Source organism: Pseudomonas sp. SJZ074, from assembly GCF_007828215.1.
GTDB lineage: Bacteria > Pseudomonadota > Gammaproteobacteria > Pseudomonadales > Pseudomonadaceae > Aquipseudomonas.
Genome location: NZ_VIUE01000002.1, coordinates 251,066 through 270,910 on the forward strand (window position 1 = coordinate 251,066; position 19,845 = coordinate 270,910).

18 protein-coding genes are annotated in these 19,845 nt (G+C 60.7%); 4 read left to right on the forward strand and 14 right to left on the reverse strand.

The genetic code is table 11. The annotated features are described in order from the left end of the window. Positions 1-129: 129 nt before the first annotated feature. On the forward strand, positions 130-549 hold the full coding sequence (locus tag FBX99_RS03445) for a VOC family protein (protein ID WP_144922186.1): 420 nt from the start codon (positions 130-132) through the stop codon (positions 547-549). Between the two features lie 57 nt (positions 550-606). On the opposite strand, the gene FBX99_RS03450 is transcribed toward FBX99_RS03445, so the two are convergent. From FBX99_RS03450 to FBX99_RS03475, 6 genes are all read right to left on the reverse strand, one after another. Beyond that, on the reverse strand, positions 607-1,755 hold the full coding sequence (locus tag FBX99_RS03450; protein WP_145130627.1) for a MalY/PatB family protein: 1,149 nt from the start codon (positions 1,753-1,755) through the stop codon (positions 607-609). 49 nt (positions 1,756-1,804) lie between these two features. Further along, positions 1,805-4,042, reverse strand: coding sequence for a xanthine dehydrogenase family protein molybdopterin-binding subunit (locus FBX99_RS03455; RefSeq protein ID WP_144922192.1), 2,238 nt, complete (start codon positions 4,040-4,042; stop codon positions 1,805-1,807). A gap of 12 nt (positions 4,043-4,054) precedes the next feature. After that, positions 4,055-4,528 (reverse strand): (2Fe-2S)-binding protein, encoded by a 474-nt coding sequence (locus FBX99_RS03460; protein ID WP_144922195.1) that lies wholly within the window; start codon positions 4,526-4,528, stop codon positions 4,055-4,057. Between the two features lie 137 nt (positions 4,529-4,665). Continuing rightward, positions 4,666-5,619 carry a GGDEF domain-containing protein gene (locus FBX99_RS03465; RefSeq protein WP_144922198.1) on the reverse strand — a complete coding sequence of 318 codons (954 nt, stop codon included), beginning with the start codon at positions 5,617-5,619 and terminating at the stop codon, positions 4,666-4,668. 3 nt (positions 5,620-5,622) lie between these two features. After that, on the reverse strand, positions 5,623-6,621 hold the full coding sequence (locus tag FBX99_RS03470) for a response regulator (protein ID WP_145130629.1): 999 nt from the start codon (positions 6,619-6,621) through the stop codon (positions 5,623-5,625). Between the two features lie 255 nt (positions 6,622-6,876). Then, on the reverse strand, positions 6,877-7,305 hold the full coding sequence (locus FBX99_RS03475) for a DUF2628 domain-containing protein (protein WP_144922204.1): 429 nt from the start codon (positions 7,303-7,305) through the stop codon (positions 6,877-6,879). Between the two features lie 200 nt (positions 7,306-7,505). Here FBX99_RS03475 and FBX99_RS03480 point away from each other — a divergent pair, with 200 nt between their 5' ends. Then, complete coding sequence (locus tag FBX99_RS03480) at positions 7,506-8,432, forward strand: Gfo/Idh/MocA family protein (RefSeq protein WP_145130631.1); 927 nt, start codon at positions 7,506-7,508, stop codon at positions 8,430-8,432. A gap of 196 nt (positions 8,433-8,628) precedes the next feature. Here the strand turns inward: FBX99_RS03480 and FBX99_RS03485 are convergent, their stop codons facing one another. The 4 genes from FBX99_RS03485 to FBX99_RS03500 all read right to left on the reverse strand — a co-directional run bounded on the left by FBX99_RS03485 (position 8,629) and on the right by FBX99_RS03500 (position 13,288). Further along, complete coding sequence (locus FBX99_RS03485; RefSeq protein WP_144922211.1) at positions 8,629-9,780, reverse strand: acyl-CoA dehydrogenase family protein; 1,152 nt, start codon at positions 9,778-9,780, stop codon at positions 8,629-8,631. A 4-nt stretch (positions 9,781-9,784) separates the two neighbouring features. Next, positions 9,785-10,891, reverse strand: a complete 1,107-nt coding sequence (locus FBX99_RS03490) for an enoyl-CoA hydratase/isomerase family protein (RefSeq protein ID WP_144922214.1) — start codon at positions 10,889-10,891, stop codon at positions 9,785-9,787. Between the two features lie 134 nt (positions 10,892-11,025). After that, complete coding sequence (locus FBX99_RS03495; RefSeq protein ID WP_144922217.1) at positions 11,026-11,733, reverse strand: HPP family protein; 708 nt, start codon at positions 11,731-11,733, stop codon at positions 11,026-11,028. A gap of 175 nt (positions 11,734-11,908) precedes the next feature. Beyond that, a complete protein-coding gene (locus FBX99_RS03500) occupies positions 11,909-13,288 on the reverse strand; it encodes a UDP-glucose/GDP-mannose dehydrogenase family protein (protein WP_144922221.1) in 1,380 nt (459 codons plus the stop codon). A 427-nt stretch (positions 13,289-13,715) separates the two neighbouring features. On the opposite strand from FBX99_RS03500, the gene FBX99_RS03505 reads away from it, so the two are divergent. Continuing rightward, positions 13,716-14,795, forward strand: coding sequence for an FAD-dependent oxidoreductase (locus FBX99_RS03505; protein ID WP_218570557.1), 1,080 nt, complete (start codon positions 13,716-13,718; stop codon positions 14,793-14,795). A 9-nt stretch (positions 14,796-14,804) separates the two neighbouring features. On the opposite strand, the gene FBX99_RS03510 is transcribed toward FBX99_RS03505, so the two are convergent. From FBX99_RS03510 to FBX99_RS03525, 4 genes are all read right to left on the reverse strand, one after another. Further along, the gene (locus FBX99_RS03510) at positions 14,805-15,725 is read right to left on the reverse strand and encodes a LysR family transcriptional regulator (RefSeq protein ID WP_144922227.1); all 921 of its coding nucleotides are present in this window, start codon (positions 15,723-15,725) and stop codon (positions 14,805-14,807) included. 38 nt (positions 15,726-15,763) lie between these two features. Next, positions 15,764-16,303, reverse strand: coding sequence for a hypothetical protein (locus FBX99_RS03515; protein ID WP_144922230.1), 540 nt, complete (start codon positions 16,301-16,303; stop codon positions 15,764-15,766). A gap of 143 nt (positions 16,304-16,446) precedes the next feature. Further along, positions 16,447-17,250, reverse strand: a complete 804-nt coding sequence (locus FBX99_RS03520; protein ID WP_144922233.1) for a putative hydro-lyase — start codon at positions 17,248-17,250, stop codon at positions 16,447-16,449. Between the two features lie 91 nt (positions 17,251-17,341). Continuing rightward, positions 17,342-18,289 carry a LysR family transcriptional regulator gene (locus FBX99_RS03525; protein WP_144922236.1) on the reverse strand — a complete coding sequence of 316 codons (948 nt, stop codon included), beginning with the start codon at positions 18,287-18,289 and terminating at the stop codon, positions 17,342-17,344. 254 nt (positions 18,290-18,543) lie between these two features. Between FBX99_RS03525 and FBX99_RS03530 the strand changes: the two genes are divergently transcribed. Beyond that, entirely contained in the window at positions 18,544-19,785 is a 1,242-nt protein-coding gene (locus FBX99_RS03530; protein ID WP_144922240.1) for an OprD family porin, read from the forward strand. The last annotated feature ends 60 nt before the right edge of the window (positions 19,786-19,845 follow it).

Here is a 19,845-nt window from a genome sequence, read left to right on the forward strand (position 1 = left end):
TCGGTTGGATCATTCGGTCAGTCGATGAGCGTTGCGCAGGGCGTTTCGTCGAACAATAGTCATCGGCAAGCGAACGTCGGAGCACAGGAGTTCTCCAATGGCCATACGTATTCAACAAGGAGATGGAAATTGTTCAGTCATATACAGATCGGCGCGCGAGACTTGCCGAGGATGATCGCTTTCTATGACGCAGTCCTGGGGTGCCTGGGGCTGGTGCGCATGGACAGTGAAAACGATTCCGGACCGCCCGGGGAAGGTTGGCATCAACCCGGTAAGCGCTGGCCCCAGGTATTCGTGCAACAGCCCTTTAACGGCTTGCCCGCCACGTGGGGCAACGGCATGCAGGTGAGCTTCGCCGCCGACTCACCGCAGACCGTGCGCGCCGCCTGGGACCTGGCCATTGCCATGGGGGGGTATGACGAAGGCCCGCCGGGCCCGAGGCCGCAGTACTCGGAAGGTTACTTTGGAGCCTATTGCAGGGATCCGGAGGGGAACAAACTGTGTTTTGTGTATGCGCCGGATTTGCATGAGCATAACGCCCCGCTCTGAATCCAATGTGGTGAGGGAGCAAGCTCCCTTGCCACAGTTGATGATCACTTCTTGTGATCAGCGCCGAGCCTTCAGGCTTCTCTCCATCCGCGCGATCCCTTCCTCCAGCAAGGCCCGCGGGCAGCCGAAGTTCAGGCGCACGAACTGTTGGGCGTCGTCGCCAAAGTCCAGCCCGGCGCTGAGACCGACCTTGGCTTCATGGAGGAAGAAGGCGTGCGGGTCGTCCAAACCCAACCCCGAGCAATCCAGCCACGCCAGGTAGGTGCCCTGGGGCACGGTCATGCTGATGCCGGGCAGACGTGTCTGCACCGCATTGATCAGATAATCGCGATTGGCTTGCAGATACACCTTCAACGCTTCAAGCCACGGACCAGCCTCGCTATAGGCCGCCCGGGTCGCCTCGAGGCCCAGGGCATTGACGCTGTCAACCATACCGGCACGGGCATTGTTGACGCGTTCGCGCACCTTGGCGTTCTGGATGATGGCGAACGAAGTTTTCAGCCCGGCGATGTTGTAGGCCTTGCTGGCGGACATCAGGGTGATAGTGCGCTCAGCGATTTCCGGGCTCAGGGTCGCGGTGGGGATGTGCACCCGGCCGTCGAAGCACAGCTCGGCATGGATCTCGTCGGAGATGATCCAGGCAGCCTGCTCCAGGCAGATGTCTGCCACGGCCTTGAGTTCCTCCCGTCCGAACACCTTGCCCAGCGGGTTGTGGGGATTGCTCAGCAACAGGGCGCCACCGCCGTGCAGGGCCTCACGCAACGCCGCCAGGGGCGTATGGAATTCACCGCCGGCCAGGTTGAAAGGCAGCTCCACCTTGTTCAACTGCCAGTGGCCCGGCGCATTGCGCAGCGGCGGGTAGTTGGGCACCTGCACCACGACATTCTGCTGCGCTTCCACCAGCCCGTGCAGGGCCATGTTGAAACCCGGTTCCACACCCGGCAGGAACACGATCTGCTGGGGCTCGACGCGCCAGGCGTATTTGTTCCAGAGATCAGCCACAATGGCCGCCCGCAGGCTGTCCTGGGCCACGCTGTAGCCAAGCATCGGATGCTCGAGACGCTTGCGCAGCGCATCGATGACCACGGGTGGAGCAGCGAAGTCCATATCGGCTACCCACATCGGCAACACATCGGCCGGGTAGCGGCTCCATTTGGTGCTGCCGGTACCGTGGCGCTCGAACACGGGGTCGAAATCGAAAGTCATGGTCGTTCCATCAGGTCAGGGATTTGAAATGATGGTCATGATAACCCAGTCACGTCAGTTGGAACGGCAACTGACGCAACGGCTTGCCCGTCAGGCTCGCCAGCGCATTCGCAAAGGCCGGCGCCAATGCCGGCAGGCCGGGTTCACCCATGCCGGTGGGGGGCTCGGCGCTGGGCACGATGTGAATCGAAAACTCCGGCGTATCGGTAATGCGCGGCACGTTGAAGTCGGCGAAGTTGCTTTGCTGCACGACGCCGTCTTTCAACGTGACGGCACCGCCCGGCAGACACATGGACAAGCCCATCAGGGCCGCACCCTGTACCTGCGCCTCGACGCTGCGGGGGTTGACGGCCAGGTTGCAGTGCACGCCCGCAGTCACTTGATGCAGCACCGGACGGCCGTTCTGTACCGAGGCCTGGACCACGTAGGCCACCACCGAGCTGAACGACTCGTGCACCGCCACGCCCCAGGCTCGCCCTTCGGGCAGTTGATCCTTGCCGTAGCCACTCTTGTCCACCGCCAGTTGCAATGCGGCGCGATGACGTGGGTTTTGATCGGCAAACAGTTTCATCCGATAGGCCACTGGGTCCTGCCGGGTTGCCCGGGCTATTTCATCGATCAACGTTTCCATCACAAAGGCCGTATGCGTGGAGCCCACGCTGCGCCACCACAACACGGGTACGTTGAGCTTGGGATGATGCACCGTCAGACGCATCGGCAACGGATAAGGATTGCGCAAACCTTCCGTAGCCGTGGGGTCGATGCCGTTCTTCAAGCGGGCACCGAACATCGTGTCGGCGAGGATCGATTGCCCTACCAGGACGTGATCCCAGGCCAGTACGTTGCCGTTGTCATCGAAGCCGATATGCGCGCGATGCAGGTGCATCGGGCGGTAGTAGCCGCCCTTGATGTCGTCTTCACGGCTCCACAGGGTGCGAATGGGCGCATCGAGCCCGGCGGTGCGCGCGGCCTTGGCGACTTCGCAGGCGAGCACAACGAAGTCGCCGGAGGGGACGCCACGCCGGCCAAAGCCACCGCCTGCCGTCTGCACATTGACCTGAACTTGCTCCGGCTTGAGATTCAACACCCGCGCCGCCGCGACGCCGTCGCCACCGGGGAACTGCGTACCGACCCATAGCTGGGCGCGGTCCCCGGAAACCTGGACGGTGCAATTGAGCGGCTCCATGGGTGCATGGGCGAGGTAGGGAAACAGGAACTCGGCTTCCAGTTGATGCGGGGCCGTGGCAAGCGGTGTCATGTCGGCATCGAAATGAAGGGGGCCGGGTTGCTTGGCCAGATCCCGGTACTGGGCCAGTTGTTTTTCGCTGTCCACCTTTTCGACCGTTGAGGTATCCCATTGCAGCTTGAGCGCATCACGGCCTGTTTTCGCCTGCCAGTAGCCGTCCGCGACCACCGCTACACCTTCGGCCCCTCCGTCCACCGGCACCCGCAGGACGGCTTTTACCCCTTGGGTGGCACGCGCCGCACTGTCATCCAGCGAGGCGATGCGGGCACCGAATACAGGCGGGCGCGCCACCACGGCGGTGAGCTGTCCGGGCAGGTGCATGTCGATGCCGAAATCCTGCCGGCCGCTGCTCTTGGCCTTAGCATCGATGCGTGTGGTTGCCTGGCCGATGATGCGGAAATCCTTGGGATCCTTGAGGGTGATGGTTTCGGGCACGGGCAACGCCATCGCCGCTTCGGCGAGTTCCCCGTAGCTCGCTTTTCGGCCTCCAGGGCCGAGCACCATACCCGCCTGGGTGCTCAGGCTCGCCGCATCCACGCTCCAGCGTGCGGCCGCCGCCGCGAGCAACATGGCGCGAGCGCGGGCACCCAGTTCGCGGTACTGGGTGTAGCTGTTCTTGATCGAGTTGGAGCCGCCGGTGATGTGCATGCCGAAATTCGGGTCCTGATAAGCGGCGTCATTACTGCCGTTGCGCGTGCGCACCAGGCTCCAGTCGGCGTCGAGTTCTTCAGCGAGAATCATGGGCAGCCCGGTCTGCACACCCTGACCGAACTCCAGGCGGTTGATCGTGACCGTTACTTCGCCGCTGGGCGCGATCTGTACGAACGCCGACGGTTGCTGGGTAGGCTTGAGCGCTTGCGCGTTGTCACCGGTTTGTTGTGCCAGGGCCAGGTGCGGGAATGCGCCCAGGGCCAGCCCGCCGATGCCGACAATCTTGAGGAAACTGCGCCGGGGGAGGGTGGTGACGCTGCCGGTGTCGTCATCGGTGAAGATCGATTGCAGGGTGCGAGGGAGTTCGTCAGGGAAAATGTCGTTGAGCATGGCGCACTCCGGTCAGGCGAGGGCTTTGGCGGCATCGGCCACGGCAGCACGGATACGGGCGTAGGTACCGCAGCGGCAGAGGTTGCCGGCCATGGCCGAGTCGATTTCGGCGGCGGTGGGTTGCTTGCCCCTGGGTTGGGCCTTGAGGAACGCGGTCGCGCTCATGATCTGACCGCTCTGGCAGTAGCCGCACTGCGCGACGTCATGCTTGACCCAGGCTTCATGCACTGCCGTGCCGACCGGATCGCTGCCGTCGGTGGCGGCTTCGATGGTGGTGATTTTCTTGCCTTCGGCAGCGGCGATCGGCGTCACGCAGGATCGGATGGCCTGGCCGTCCAGATGGACCGTGCATGCGCCACACAGGGCTGCGCCGCAGCCGAACTTGGTGCCGGTCATGCCCAACGTATCACGCAATGTCCAGAGAATCGGGGTGCCAGGATCGACGTCGACCGTGTATTCACGGCCATTGATGTTGAGGGCGCTCATGGTGGGACCTGCTCCGCGAGGTTTGGCTCCGATCAACTATAGGAAGGAATCTGCAGGGCAACATTGCACAATTCAGGCTGATGATTGCCCGATCCTGCGAATTCCAGCCCGTAGCGTCCGCCGTCGCTTCCACGAGTCTATTCGTGCACTGTTACCCGATTGCGCCCGGTTTTCTTGGAGGTGTACAACGCTTCGTCCGCCCAGGCGATCAGCTCGGCGTGGCTGCTGGACGGCCGGCTCAAGTCGGCCACCCCCAGGCTGATGGTGAAACGGATGACCACGTCGCCGTACGGCACGTCCATTTCTTCGACGGCCTTGCGCAGGCGCTCGGCAAACATCCGTGCACCGGCCTTGTCGGTATCCGAAAGCACCACGCCGAACTCTTCACCGCCATAACGCCCGGCGACGTCGGAGTCGCGCACATGCTCGCGGACCAGGCGAGCGACCTGTTCGATGACCTTGTCGCCTGCCTGGTGACCGTAGGTGTCATTGACCCGCTTGAAGTGGTCGATGTCGAACATCACCAGGCTGGAGTTATTGCCATAGCGCTGATGCCGGGCATAGGCGGCCTTGAGGCTCTCTTCCCAATGGCCACGGTTGTACAGGCCGGTCAGTCGATCGGTGCTGGACAGTAGCTGCAACTGGGCGTTGGCGGCCTGGAGCTGATGCCGGTTGGTGGCGACGTCGGTGACGTCATAGATCACCAGGCAGATATGGTTGATATTGCTGTCGGGGGAACGCAGGGGCAGCAGGGTGGTGTTCTGGTACATGAACGCTTCGTGGCCGGTGATCGGCTGGTAGTTCTTGAACCGCACCAGATAGGGACGCTGCTCCCAGACCGTGAAGGCGGGTGTGCCCAGGGCGGCGACGCTTTCCACCTTGCGGCTGAACCACTGTTGGTCGACTTCGGGAAACAGGCTGAAGAAATGCTGGTTATGGGCATCCTTCGGTTGAACCCCGGAACGGTTCTCCATAAACGTGTTCCAGACCTGCACCCGATACTTGCGGTCAAGCACCACCACCCCGACGTCGATGCTCTGGACAATCGCCAGCAGCCAGTGGAATTCGTTCAGATCAACAGGATTGTTCATGGCTCAGCTCATCAAGTAGGCGAGTTTGTGGGTCAACCGCTCGATTGAGTCTTCCGTGAACAGCAATAACAGGTCGAAGCGAATGTCGTGGCCTTCCAGGCTGTAGCTGATTTCCACGGCGAGAGTCTTTTTCCAGCGGGTCTGGTTGACCCGGATCAGCTCGTCGATCGCCGCATGCTGGCCGAGCACCTGCGGGTGACCTTGGGAAAACACCACGTCGATCTGTTCGGCAATGCTGCTCAGGCACGCGCCGATCAGCACGCTGGAAAGATCGAGGACCATTTCCAGGTCCGAATAATCGGCGCTCTGGCGCTGCATCAGTTGCGCGATATCGGCGACTTCCGAGTCATGGAACATCAGCAGGGCCTCACCGGCGATGCCACTGCCGATAAAGCCCTGGCAGATGGCTGTGAGCTGCTGGGAGCTGCCGGCATCGGCGAGCGCCATGTGCAGTTCACCGACTTCGAGGACGTTCACATTCGGCACCGGCAACTGCACGAAGACCCCCAGGACCTTGGCGATCAGGGCGGCGGCCCGGCCGATGGCAACGTTGACCGTTTCGCGGAATGCATCATGGAAATGGATGGCGGTATTGGTTGTGGGGCGATGCTGTTGAGGTGCCTGAGCGGACTTGTTCAGCAGGCCCAGGCGGCTTAGGGTCTGGCGCAGTTCGGTTTCATCGAAAGGCTTTTTCAGGAAGGCCAGTGCGCCCAACTCACCGACGCGACGTACCGCTTCCTCCTGGACGTCACCGGAGATCACGATGACTTGTGCCTTCAATCCTTCGGTGCGCAGCGCGCTCAATACCTGATAACCATCCATCTCCGGCATGGTCAGGTCGAGCAGAACCACTTGGCCCAGCCCCTTGCGTATGGCCTCCATGGCCTGGCGGCCGTTACTGGCTTCGGTAATGGAGACCGACCAGTCCGCCGGCAATGCTCGTAAAACTTGCTTACGAGCCATGTTGGAGTCATCACATACCACTAGGGGAATCTCTGACACAACCAGCCTCTCATCAGGGAAAGTACTAGGGCATCATGCCATAGGCTGACAAAGACCACCTAATCGTCAGGGTTATGGACGCGCCAGAGCTTCGGCGGCCTTTCCTTTTTGAACAAACGATCGCCCGGGAAGTTCGACACGCATATTCGCAGCACGAACGACTGCATGGACTCATCCGGGATTCTTCGGCCTCGGAAACAAAAAGCCCGCATGCTCATGATGAGGTGCGGGCTCTTGGACGGCCGGAGGCTGCGGTCAGAAGCGCATGCCTTCGAACGGGTTCCAGCTTTGTTCGCCTTTGACTTCTTTCAGGTAGTACGCGTAGTTGGTCATGATCGCGTACATCACCGAGAAGGCGGCGCTCATGCCAGAATCCAGCGCCCTCGGGGATTCCATGCCCATCAGTCCGAAAATCACGCTCACTGCGATACTGAGTCCGATCATGATGCCGATCATGGCCAGGTTCTTCTTCCAGAGCCCCAGGACGAACAGGTAGATCGGGCCGAAGAAGAAGGCAATGACGTTGGCATTGATCAGGATCTTTTTCTTGAAGCCTGGCAGGGCCTTGAAGGCTTCTTTGTGTCGCGGGTCGTTCGGCGCACCATAGGTATCAAAGAAATTAAAGCGCTCCTGCCATTTGGCGCTGTATTTGCCAGTACCTTGTACTTGTTCGGTGGTGCTCATTGTTACGGCTCCTGAGGGTCCATGTAGGGGTAAAGCTTTTCTTCCGCGAATTCCTGAGCGTTTTATAAGCGTTTATTGAGAAAAAAGCCCTTCGACGGCTCAGGCGCCCGTTTGATCTGTGATGCGCATCACTATTGTCTGCCAAGCGTTTTACGTCTAGTTTGCTGGCCGATTACAAGTAAAAAAATCAGGAGTCTTTGATGCAACCGATTCGTCTCGGTCTGGTGGGCTACGGCAAGATTGCCCAGGATCAACATGTTCATGCCATCCACGCCAATCCCGCGTTTCAACTGGTGGCGGTCGCCACGCAAGGGCAGCCCTGTGCCGGGGTAGAGAATTTCAAGTCCCTGGGCGAGCTGCTTGCCAGCGGTCCCCAGGTTGATGCAATAGCGTTCTGCACGCCGCCGCAGGGTCGATTCGCGCTGGTGGAGCAAGCCTTGGCCGCTGGCAAACACGTGCTGGTGGAGAAACCGCCGTGCGCTACCCTCGGTGAAGCGATGGCGTTGGTCGGCCAGGCTGAAGAGCAGGGCGTCAGTGCCTTGTTTGCCTGGCACTCACGCTACGCGCCCGGCATCGAAGCGGCCAGGGACTGGTTGGCCAGCCGCACTCTGCAAAGCGTGCAGATCGACTGGAAGGAGGATGTGCGCAAATGGCATCCCGGCCAGGCGTGGATCTGGCAACCGGGCGGCCTCGGCGTGTTCGATCCCGGCATCAATGCCTTGTCCATCGCGACCCATCTGTTGCCACGGCCGCTGTTTGTCAAATCGGCGCAGCTGCGGGTTCCCGATAATTGCCAGTCGCCTATCGCCGCAAGCATCCAAATGTCCGACGCCCGCCACCTCGATATCCGCGCGGAATTCGATTTCGACCACGGTCAGGATGAACTCTGGAGCATCGAGATCCGCTGCGCCGAAGGCACCTTGCGCCTGGACAACGGCGGCGCCCTGTTGAGCATCGATGGAGTTCGCCAGGCGGTTTCGGAGGAGGGTGAATACGCGGCGGTGTATCGGCACTTCCAACAGCTGATCACCGACAAGGCCTGCGACCTGGATCTGCAACCGTTGCGGCTGGTGGCGGATAGCTTTTTTGTCGGCAGCCGGACGTTGGTTGAACCGTTCTACGATTGATCGCCGGAGCAACAGACATACCGCTACATGGGACCCATAGGGTACGCAGCATTTGTGTCCGCCGCCTGATCCTGTGGGAGCGGGCTTGCCCGCGAAGGGGGCGGCACATTCAGCATTTCAGTTACAGACAGACCGCTTTCGCGAGCAAGCCCGCTCCCACATGGGATCTGTGGGAGCGAGCCTGCTCGCGATGCTTTTATACCAGGTAGTTCTTCAATTCCCGGGCGATGACCATCCGCTGTATTTCGCTCGACCCTTCATAGATCTGGGTAATCCGCGCATCGCGGTAGTAGCGCTCCACCGGATAGTCTTCCAGGTAGCCGTAGCCGCCATGAATCTGCATCGCCGAGGAACAGACCTTTTCGGCCATTTCCGAGGCGAACAGCTTCGCCTGGGAGGCTTCCGAGAGGCAGGGTTTGCCGGCGCTGCGCAGGCGAGCGGCGTGGAGGATGAGCAGGCGGGCGGCATTCAGGCGGGTGTGCATGTCGGCCAGCAGGTTGGCGATGCTCTGGTGCTCGATGATCGGTTTGTCGAACTGCACCCGATCCCGGGAATAGGCCAGGGCAGCCTCGAAAGCTGCCCGGGCGATGCCGAGGGCCTGAGCGGCGATGCCGATGCGTCCGCCTTCCAGGTTGGAGAGGGCGATCGCCAGGCCTTTGCCACGGGCACCCAGCAGGTTGGCCTCGGGCACGCTGCAGTTGTTCAGGGTGACGGCACAGGTGTCCGAAGCGCGGATGCCCATCTTGTGTTCGGTGCGATCGACGATGAAGCCCGGTGTATCGGTGGGCACCAGGAAGGCCGAGATGCCTTTTTTGCCCAGATCCGGGTCTGTCATTGCGAACACGATCGCCAGCTTCGCCCGTTTGCCATTGCTGACGAACTGCTTGGCGCCATTGATGACCCAGTGGCCGTCCCGCAGTTCGGCGCGGGTGCGCAGGTTGTGCGCCTCGGAGCCGGCCTGGGGTTCGGTCAGGCAGAAGCAGCCAATGGCCTGTCCGCTCGCCAGGTCGGCCAGCCAGGTCTGTTTCTGTTCATCGGTGCCGAAATTCAGGACCGGCCCGCAGCCTACCGAGTTGTGGATGCTCATCAGGGCCCCGGTGGCGCCATCACCCGCGGAAATTTCCTCCACCGCCAGGGCGTAGGCGACGTAGTCGACGTAGGTGCCGCCCCACTCCTCGGGTACCACCATGCCCAGCAGGCCCAGCTCACCCATCTTCGCCACCAGGCCATCGTCGATCCACCCGGCCTTTTCCCACGCCTGGGCATGGGGCGCGATTTCGCCACGGGCGAAGTCCCGGGCCATGTCGCGGATCATCACTTGTTCTTCGGTCAATTCGAGGTCATGCATGGGCTCAGTTCCCGAGGTCGTCGAGGCCGACGAAGAAACTCGCCACCTGGTTCGCGTCCAGCGCATCCAGGGTCGGCGGGTTCCAGCGTGGCGTCTTGTCTTTGTCGATCAGCAGGGCGCGCACGCCTTCGATCAGGTCGCCGCGCTCGAACCATTGCCGGTCCAGGTGCAGCTCCAGGGCGAAACAGTCTTCCAGGCTCAGGTGGCGGCCACGTCGCAGCATCTCCAGGGTGACCGCCATGGCCAGGGGCGAGCGGGTTTCCAGCAGATCGGCGGTTTGCAGCGCCCATTCATGGCTGTTGGCGACAGTGACCTGGCGCAGTTGCTCGACCATGCTCGGCACATCGGGCAGGGCGAAGAAGTGATCGATGGCCGGGCGCAGGTCGTCCAGCGGTGGGGCCGGCAGTTGCTGCACGGCGAGTTTCGCCAGCAGGCTCTGCAGGTCCTTGAGCGGCATGTCGCTCCATTCCAGGCGGTCGAGACGCTCGTCGAGTTGGGTGAGTTTGCGGCTTTCCAGGTACCAGTCGGCCAGCCCGCAGTACAACGCGTCGGCGGCCTTTATCTGGACGCCGCTGACCCCCAGGTAGATGCCCAGTTCGCCAGGGATACGCGGCAGGAAATAACTGCCGCCGACGTCCGGGAAATAACCGATGCCGACCTCGGGCATGCCCAGGCGGCTGCGTTCGGTCACCACCCGCAGGTCTGCGCCTTGGGCCAGGCCCATGCCGCCACCCAGGACGAAGCCATCCATCAGGGCGAGAATCGGTTTGCGGTAATGGTGGATCGTCAGGTCGAGGGCATACTCCTCGACGAAAAAGTCTTCGTGCAGCGTGTCGCCCTGTTTGTGGCTGTCGTATAGCGAACGGATATCGCCACCGGCGCAGAACGCCTTGTCGCCGGCGCCGCGCAACACCACCGCGTGGATCTGAGGATCGGCAAGCCAGGCATCGAGTTGTTGCTGCAAGCTGCGCACCATGCCCAGGGTCAGGGCATTGAGGCCGGCGGGGCGGTTCAGGGTCAAATGGCCGATGTGGTTGCGAACCTCGACCAACACCTCACAGGCCACGACTTCGACGCTCCCTGTGGCTTGGGATGAAACCTGAGCAGTCATCGCTAACTCCCTGCTTTTATTGTTTTTTGTCAATTGTGTCGCGCGTATCCGGTCGGGATCGTAACAGTGCAAAATTGCCTCGCACAACCGGTATACGTGCAGGTCCTGTCTGCATATTTATAGCAGCCACAGGTTCAGTCGCGACCCGACAGCACCTCCGTGATGCTGCGGCGCTTGGCATTTCGCTCGCTGGCATGGATCAATTGTTCGAGATCTTCAGGGGTTACGTCGAAGAATGCTTCCATTTCCGCAAGAGCCAGCTTCAAGTCCTCGGCGGTAATGGCCTGACGGTCGACGGGAGGATGGTCGGCGGGGATGACCGCCACCGGTTCGCTGGCTCGCTTCGGATAGCGCACCCGGGTCAGGTTGTTGTAGGCCAGCGCACTGACCAGCAGTGCGGAACCTGCCAGCATGGCCGCGCCGAGTGCCTGCCAGTCCAGGGCGGCAATGGACGAATCCGCCAGCACCAAGGTCGCCGCCAGGGCACCAGCCGGGGGATGAATACAGCGCAGCCAGCACATCAATACCAGTGCCATGCCGCCTGCCAGGCAGGCGCTGCCCAACGTGCGCCCCAGCACGTGGGCCACCAGCAGGCCCACGACCGAGGCACACAGGTAACCGCCGAAAATCGACCAGGGCTGGGCAAGGGCGCCCGAAGACACCGCGAACAGCAGCACCGCAGAAGCCCCGAGAGGGCCGATCAGGTGTTGCGCCACTTCGAGGCCATACACCTGGCCGCAGAGCCAGACACTGAACATGACCCCCAGGGCCATGCCGATGGCGGCGCGGCTCCATTCGGTGGGACGGGTATTGATAGCAGCGGGGAACCAGCGAGAAAGCATCGAGCAAAAATCCGAAAAGCGAACAAAAAAAGGGGCTTACGGGAGAATCCCTGAAAGCCCTTTAAGTGTTCCAACAATTGGGGAAGGAACGCTGCACAGTGTGACGTTCGTCATCCCCGCTTACAAATTCATATTAATGCTGTTTGAGATCATTTATTTTGAAGTAAGAGTGTGCTCAAGCGCTTCGCGGGATCGGGTGGCGGGCTTGCGGTGCGATGGGCAACTCGCATGACCGCCCGCGCCCCATCGGGAAGTAGGTAAAGCCCTTGTCGGCCATGCGCTCCGGGTCGTACAGGTTGCGACCATCGAAGACCACGGGGGCCTTGAGCCGTTGCCGGATCAGCGCGAAGTCCGGCGCCTTGAAAGGCTGCCACTCGGTGCAGATGATCAGCGCGTCCGCCCCTGGCAAGACCGATTCCGGGGTGCCCATCAGCATGAGTTTCGACTCGTTGGGGTAGAGCTGCTGAGTCTGATGCATCGCCTCCGGATCGTACGCCCGTACAGAGGCACCGGCGGCCCACAGCGACTCCAGGAGCACGCGGCTCGGTGCGTCGCGCATATCGTCGGTATTGGGCTTGAAGGCCAGCCCCCACAGCGCAAAGGTTTTGCCGCGCAGATCGCCGTTGTAGAACGCCTTGATCCGCTCGAACAGCTTGTGTTTCTGCCTTGCGTTGATGGCTTCCACCGCTTGCAGCAGATCACTGGCGCAATGGGCCTGCCTGGCGCTATGGATCAGGGCGCGCATGTCCTTGGGAAAGCACGAGCCGCCGTAGCCGCAGCCTGGGTAGATGAAGTGGTAGCCGATGCGTGAATCGGCACCGATGCCCAGGCGCACGTTTTCAATATCGGCCCCGAGGTGCTCGGCCAGTTCCGCGATCTGGTTGATGAAGCTGATTTTCGTGGCCAGCATGGCGTTGGCCGCGTACTTGGTCAGCTCGGCACTGCGCAGGTCCATGAACAAGACCCGGTCGTGATTACGGTTGAAGGGGGCATACAGGTCGCGCATGGTTTCGCGCACTTCATCGCGCTCGCAACCGATCACGATGCGATCCGGCCGGCGGCAATCGGCGACCGCCGAGCCCTCCTTGAGAAACTCGGGGTTGGACACGATATCGAACTGCAACAGGCGGCCGGCCTTGATCAGGCATTTATCGATGTGGGCCCGCAGCACGTCACCGGTGCCCACCGGCACAGTGGATTTCTCCACAAGAATGAGCGGTTGTTCGCGGTGACGGGCGACGGCTTCACCCACCGCCAGGACCTGGCACAAATCCGCTGCACCATCGTCCCGCGATGGCGTGCCCACGGCGATGAACAGTACCTGGCCGTGCTGAACCGCGAGCTGTTCATCGCAAGTGAAATGCAGGCGCCCGGCGTCCAGCCCTTCGCGCACCAGCGCCGCTAACCCGGGTTCGAAGATGCTCACCTGTCCCTGGCGCAGATGGTCGACCTTGCGCTCGTCGACGTCCATGCACACCACGTCGTGGCCCACCTCCGCCAAGACAGCGGCTTGCACCAACCCTACATAGCCACTTCCGAATACGCTGATTTTCATGGAACTCCCTGGCCCCTTCCGAGCGCGGACATGCACAACCAGCAGTTCGCCGCAGTGCGCTCGTCTCAGAATAAGTCGGGAATGTTGCAGTTCACTGACAGCCCGGAGCTCCTCAGCGTTTCAGCGGAAAATAGACCTGACCCAGCTTCGCCTGGTTATGGCACCGAGTGAAATCGGCTGTTTCTGATTTTTAGAGAAACTTCTCACGCACACTTCGGAAGTTGCTCATTTCTTCTGTGTCTTCTTGTTGAACAGACTCGCTGACAGCCTCGGAAAGAGCGCGCTGACAACGTGACTCTGGAACGCACGATCAGAGATATCCAAAACCATGAAAAGACGTTCTTTCATTCAAGGAGCAGGTGCCACGTTGGCCCTGACATCAACCACCCCTCAGGTGATCGGCGTAGCGGCCCGACAGGATGAGTCCATGAGCAATCGTGTTACCGGTCGAGCGGGTGTTTCCTGTGTTCCGGTAGATGCTCGCGTAGACCGGATTACCGAAATTTATGCTTGCCTCAGACCGTTTCGCTTGAGCGGGCCACGGATTGAAACACAGCGGTTGGGCAATAAGCTTTTAGTGCACAACTATGGGCATGGCGGTAGCGGTTGGTCGCTATCCTGGGGGGCGAGCAAGCTCGCTCTGCAACTTCTGCAGAAAACGGCCGAAACGATCAGCCACGTGGCCGTCATCGGCTGTGGTCCGATGGGGCTCACCTCAGCCATCCTTGCTCAGCGTGCCGGGTTGTCGGTGGCGCTTTATGCAAAGGAGATTCCGCCTCAGGTTTCATCCATGGGAGCGACGGGGCATTGGTCGCCGGACTCCCAGTTCTGCGCCGCACAATATGCTTCCCAATGGGGTAGTCGCTGGATTGAAATGGCCGATTTTTCTTACGGCATGTACCAAGGACTGTTGGGGCTTCCCGGCGATCCGGTGGAGTGGTATCACGGCTATAAGCTCTCCAATTCGCCGTTTGACTCAACACCCTCCCGCGAGGAGCCGGACTTTGCCAAATTCAATAATTCCAATCGCCGCTATCAGCCGATACAGGTAGACCTTTCGCCAGATGAGCACCCTTTTTCGTACCCTTACGTTCGGCGCTGGCAAAATCTTTTGTTCAATATCAATAGCTATGCGCGCCTGTTGTTGTCCGACTTCCTGACGGCGGGAGGAAAGATTCATATACGCAATTTTGAACGCGTGGATGAGCTGTTGAGCCTGCCCGAGAAAGCCATCATCAACGCTACGGGGTATGGCGCAAGGGCCTTGTTCAACGATACGGACATGGTCGCCATACGCGGACAAACGGCCAGGCTCATCCAGCAGCCAGACGTCAAGTATGCAATCAGGGCTGAAGACTTCCTCTTTCTTCCCAGACGCGACGGCCTGGTGGTCCAGTACATCGACCGGGCAGGGAGCTATAACAACAGCGATGATCGTCCTGATTTTCTGGAAGCATCCGAAGCCGTAGGGCAATTGGCTGCCGTCATGGAGGGGCTGCGCCGTTGAAATTGAAACTCAACTTGCATCCAAGCGATATGCGGCAGGCAATTGCGTCACGAATTCGGCCACCACCTCGCGGGTCAGGCTCACGATGTCCTCGACCCGCTCCATGCCTGCGCCAGTGCGCCAGCTGGCAACGATGTCCATCACCGAGGGCAGCGGTATGCCGGTCACCAGGGTCAATGTGCCTTGAGCCAGTTCGCCCTGTACCAGCGCCGCCGGCATGGCGCCGATGCCGAAGCCATCGCGAACCAGGCGGGTGATGGCCGAGGCTGAGTTCACGCAGTTGATGCGCGGTGACACGATGTTCGCCGAGTGCAAGAGGTTGAGGATGTCCTGGTGGGGCCGCGAGTTGCGCGAGAACGTCACGATGCGTTCCTGGGACAGATCCTCCAGCGAAGCGTATCGGCGGTCGTAGACAGAGCCGGTGCGCACCACCCAATGCATTGGATAGCGGGTCAGGAGAGTGTTGCGCACGCTGTCCAGACGCAGGATATCGGTCTGGAAAATGATGTCCTGGTAGCCTTTCTCCAGTTGGGAACACAGATTGCTCGCCGTGTCGGCCGACAGTTCTATTTCCAGCGCCGGATAACATTCCATCAGGCGCGTGACCAACGGGCTGAGCCAGGTATGGATGACCGTATCCATGGCGCCGATGCGGATCCGGCCGCGGACCTGGCGCGGATCCTTGATCACGGCCTTCATGCTCTGCATGGTGTCCATGATGCGCTCGGCATATTCCAGCACCCGTTGTCCTTCGGAAGTCAACGACACACCTTTGGAGTCACGCACGAACAATCGCACGCCCATTTCGTCTTCCAGGGCTGCGATCCGACTGGAAATGGACGCCTGGGTGGTGAAGAGTTTCTCTGCCGTGAGCCGGAAGCTCTTCAGGCGAGCGACCCAGACGAAGGTTTCCAGAAACTTGATATTCACGTCGGCGGCTCCTTGGAGCTGAGGTTGCAATGAGTCGTTTACAGCGTTTCGGCCGCCACATACTGGAGCACCGCTTGAAGCCCGGCTGCATCCGGCACGTTGTCCATAACCGCGCGGACATCACACCATGGATAGTCCAGCGCCGAGACCCACGCCATGACCGACGCCAGGTCGGCTGCCGGCAACGTAGCCATGTGCTCGATGGTGATCGTCAATCGTTCAGCCCGATGCGATGCAGGCTCGAACTGCCAGTCATATACCCCACAACCGACCCGGACCTCGCCGCTGTGCTTGTCCGACATCGCCACCAGCCATTTGCATTGGAATGTCTTGGCATTCTCGGAAGGCGGGACGCCCAGGCAGAACGTATAGACGTTTTCGAAGGTCTGGCCAAAGCGCCTGACCAGGACACCGCCGATGGCCTCCCGGCCTTCCACATGCCTCGGAAAAGAGATCGAACCGGTGCGCACGATCATGTCCAGGGTGGCATCGGCCGTGAAAGCCTGGTCCAGCAGATGAGGGCGGTTACCGTCCTTGGCGTTGATGTACTGTTGGATCGATCGTTGGGCTGTGCTCATCGGGGGGCCATGTCGGGTTGAGAAGGGCGATGCAAAACCCTGTGGGAGCGGGCTTGCTCGCGAAAGCGGCGGCATGGTCGCCATATAGGCTGCCTGACACACCGCTTTCGCGAGCAAGCCCGCTCCCACAAGTTGTGTGGGGCCTACAAAGCACTATTCCACAAATCCGTCACCAGCATGCAGCCCGGCGCGTGGGTGATGCACAGCGGCGGACGCGAGGCCTGGACCACCGATTGCGGGGTCACGCCACAGGCCCAGAACACCGGGATCTCGTCCGCTTCGATCGGCACGGCGTCGCCGTAGTCCGGTGTGTCCAGGGATTGAATGCCGATCAGCGACGGGTCGCCGATGTGTACCGGGGCGCCATGGACATTGGGCATGCGGCCGGTGATCTGGATCGCCTGGATCGCGGCGGCGGCTTTCATCGGCCGCATGGTCACCACCATCTTGCCGGAGAGACGGGCGGTGGGGCGAGTGTCGATGTTGGTCCGGAACATGGCGATGTTGCGGCCCAGATCAATGTGCCGCAGCCGAATGCCGGCTTCCAGCAGCGGTTGTTCGAAAGAGAACGAACAGCCCAGGGCGAAGGCCACCATGTCGTCCTGCCACAGATGCTCGATGTCCAGCGGCTCTTCGCTCAACTCGCCGTCGCGAAAGACCCGATAGCGGGGCACTTCGTGGCGGATATCGATGGCGTTGCCCAGGTTGCGCAAGTACGGATCCCCGGGTTCGGTCACGTCCAATATCGGGCAGGCCTGGCGATTGAGGGTGCAGTAGCGCAGGAACTCGTTGGCCCAATCGCCGGGCAGGATCACGATATTGGCTTGTACCCGTCCCTTGCCCAGGCCGCTGGTGTGCCCCTGATACTGGCCGGCCGCAATGCTCTGGCGCAGGGCGAGGGGGGCGTACTGTTGCAGTTGTTCAAACGACAGGGCGGGAAGGGACATCAGGGTTTCTCCTTGTGGTTGTCGGTCCTTTTTAGAAAACCCAGGCGATGACGTCCAACAAGGAATGTTGGTACCCCGTGACAAATAAAAGTTATTCAAGCGAGAGCGGACCGTTCAGGCCTGGAGCCGCCACCATGCGTTGCGGACCCACATCCAGGGCATATTGTCCAACCACCTGGCGGCTCATCTGGACGATGCTCTCGATCAGTTCCAGCCCCACGCCCGCGCGCCAGGACGCGACGACGTTCAACTGAGGCAGAGAAGTTCCCGGTTCCAACTGGATCAGATCACCGCTCGCCAGGGGCTTGGCCACCAACGCTGCGGGCAGGGCGCCGATGCCGAAACCGTCGCGAATCAACCGCGTCATGGCCGACACCGAGTTGACGCAACTGACCCGTGGCGCGTTGACCCCCTGGGCATACAGCAGGTTGAGTACATCCTGATGGGGGCGTGACTGCTTGACGAACGTGATGATGCGTTCACTCGCCATCTCGGCCAGCGAAGCATAAGGCCGGGCATAGATCGAATGACTGGCGGCGATCCAATGCATGGGGTAGTGCCCCAGTTCGAGGTTGCGCACACTTTCGTGGCGGACCAGGTCGGTCTGGAAGGCGATGTCCAGGTAACCCTTCTGCAACTGGTCGCATAGATTGCGTGCAGCGTCGGCGGTGATTTCGATTTCCACCGCCGGAAACGCCTGCATCAGCATCGACATCAACGGGCTCAGCCACGTGTGGATCACCGTATCCATCACGCCGATGCGCACCAGGCCTTGCTGTTCGTTGCCGGTGTCCAGCGACTGTTTCAGCGCACGCTGGACTTCGAGCATCTGCTCGGCGTAGTTGAGCACCTTGAAGCCTTCGGGCGTCAGCGATACCCCCCGGGAATCACGCACGAACAGGCGCAGACCCAACTCGTCCTCCAGCGATGCGATCCGAGCGGAAATCGCGGCCTGGGTGCTGAACATCTTTTCGGCGGTCAGGCTGAAGCTTTGCAGGCGGGCCACCCAGACGAAGGTTTCGAGGAACTTGAGGTTCATGACGGTTCTCTTGGCGCTTGTCGTTCTTATGATTGCAATTGTTACTCCAGGTCGGGCCATTGGATGCATCAATTTTTTTTATGTCCGATCTGCCTTTTTTCCCGTTTGACCCTTTCAAAGCGTGGCGCGAAGAATCCACCCCGACGACGCAGCTCACTGCGCGGAGTCCCAACGACAACGTCTTCACACAAGAATAACGAGGCGCCCGCAAAGCCCCCCGAGAGGGTTCGCTCGCGCCGATAAAAGGAGCACGCATGCAACACTTCAGATCCTTCCCACGGATATACGCCCCAATCGGCACGGTGCTTGGCTTGAGCCTGATCGGATTGCCTGCTGCCCGGGCGGATTTCATCGCCGACAGCAAAGGCAGCCTGGAGGCACGCAACTTCTACTTCAACCGCGACTTCCGCCAGCAGGGTTCGCGGGACAAGGCCGAGGAATGGGCTCAGGGCTTTTTGCTGCGAATGGAGTCGGGCTATACCGCCGGCACTGTCGGTTTCGGCATGGATGTCTTGGGCATGGCCGGTTTCAAGCTGGATTCCGGTGGCGGTACGGCGGGCACCAACCTGTTGCCAGCGGACTTGTCCGGAGGCTCGCAAGACCGCTACGGCGAACTGGGCCTGACCGCCAAGGTGCGCGTGTCCAACAGCACCCTCAAGGCGGGAACATTGCAGATCAAGGACCCGGTAGTGAGTTCCAACGATACGCGGCTGTTGCCGGCGACGTTCAAGGGCGGACTGCTGAATGTACAGGAAATCGATCGATTGAAGCTGACCGGTGGGCAGTTCACTCAGATCAACGTGGTCGATTCCACCGATTATCAGGACATGACCGCCAACCGCATCGGCGGCACCAGCGACAAGTTCCAGTTCGCCGGAGCGGACTACCAGTTCCTGCCGAACCTCACGGCACAGTACCGTTACGGGAAACTGCAGGACATCTATCAGCAAAACTACCTCGGATTTGTCCATACCCTGGACCTGGGAGCCGGTCAATCGCTCAAGAGCGACGTGCGCTATTCGCGCAGCACCGAGGACGGCAACTTCCGCAACATTGACAACCAGGCCTTTGGTGCACTGTTTACGTATAGTCTGGGGGGGCATGCCGTGGGGCTGGGTTACCAGCGCATGAGTGGCGACGATCCTTTCCCTTACATCAGCCGCAGCGACCCGTACCTGGTCAACTTCGTCCAGATCGGCGACTTCGCCAACATCGACGAGCGCTCCTGGCAAGCCCGCTATGACTACAACTTTGCCGCCCTTGGTGTCCCCGGGTTGACGTTCATGACCCGCTACATTTCCGGTGACAACGTGCAGCGCACGGCGCCGGGGGAGGGCAAGGAGTGGGAGCGCAATACCGACATTGCCTATGTGGTGCAGGACGGCACGCTGAAAGGGCTCGGGTTGAAATGGCGCAACGCCTCGGTGCGCTCGAACTTTGGCAATGACCTGGATGAAAACCGGTTGATTGTCAGTTACACGATGGCGCTCTGGTAGGCGAGGGCAGCGCAGAGATAAGTTATTAAATGTAATCAATTTTTCAGATGTCGTGACTTT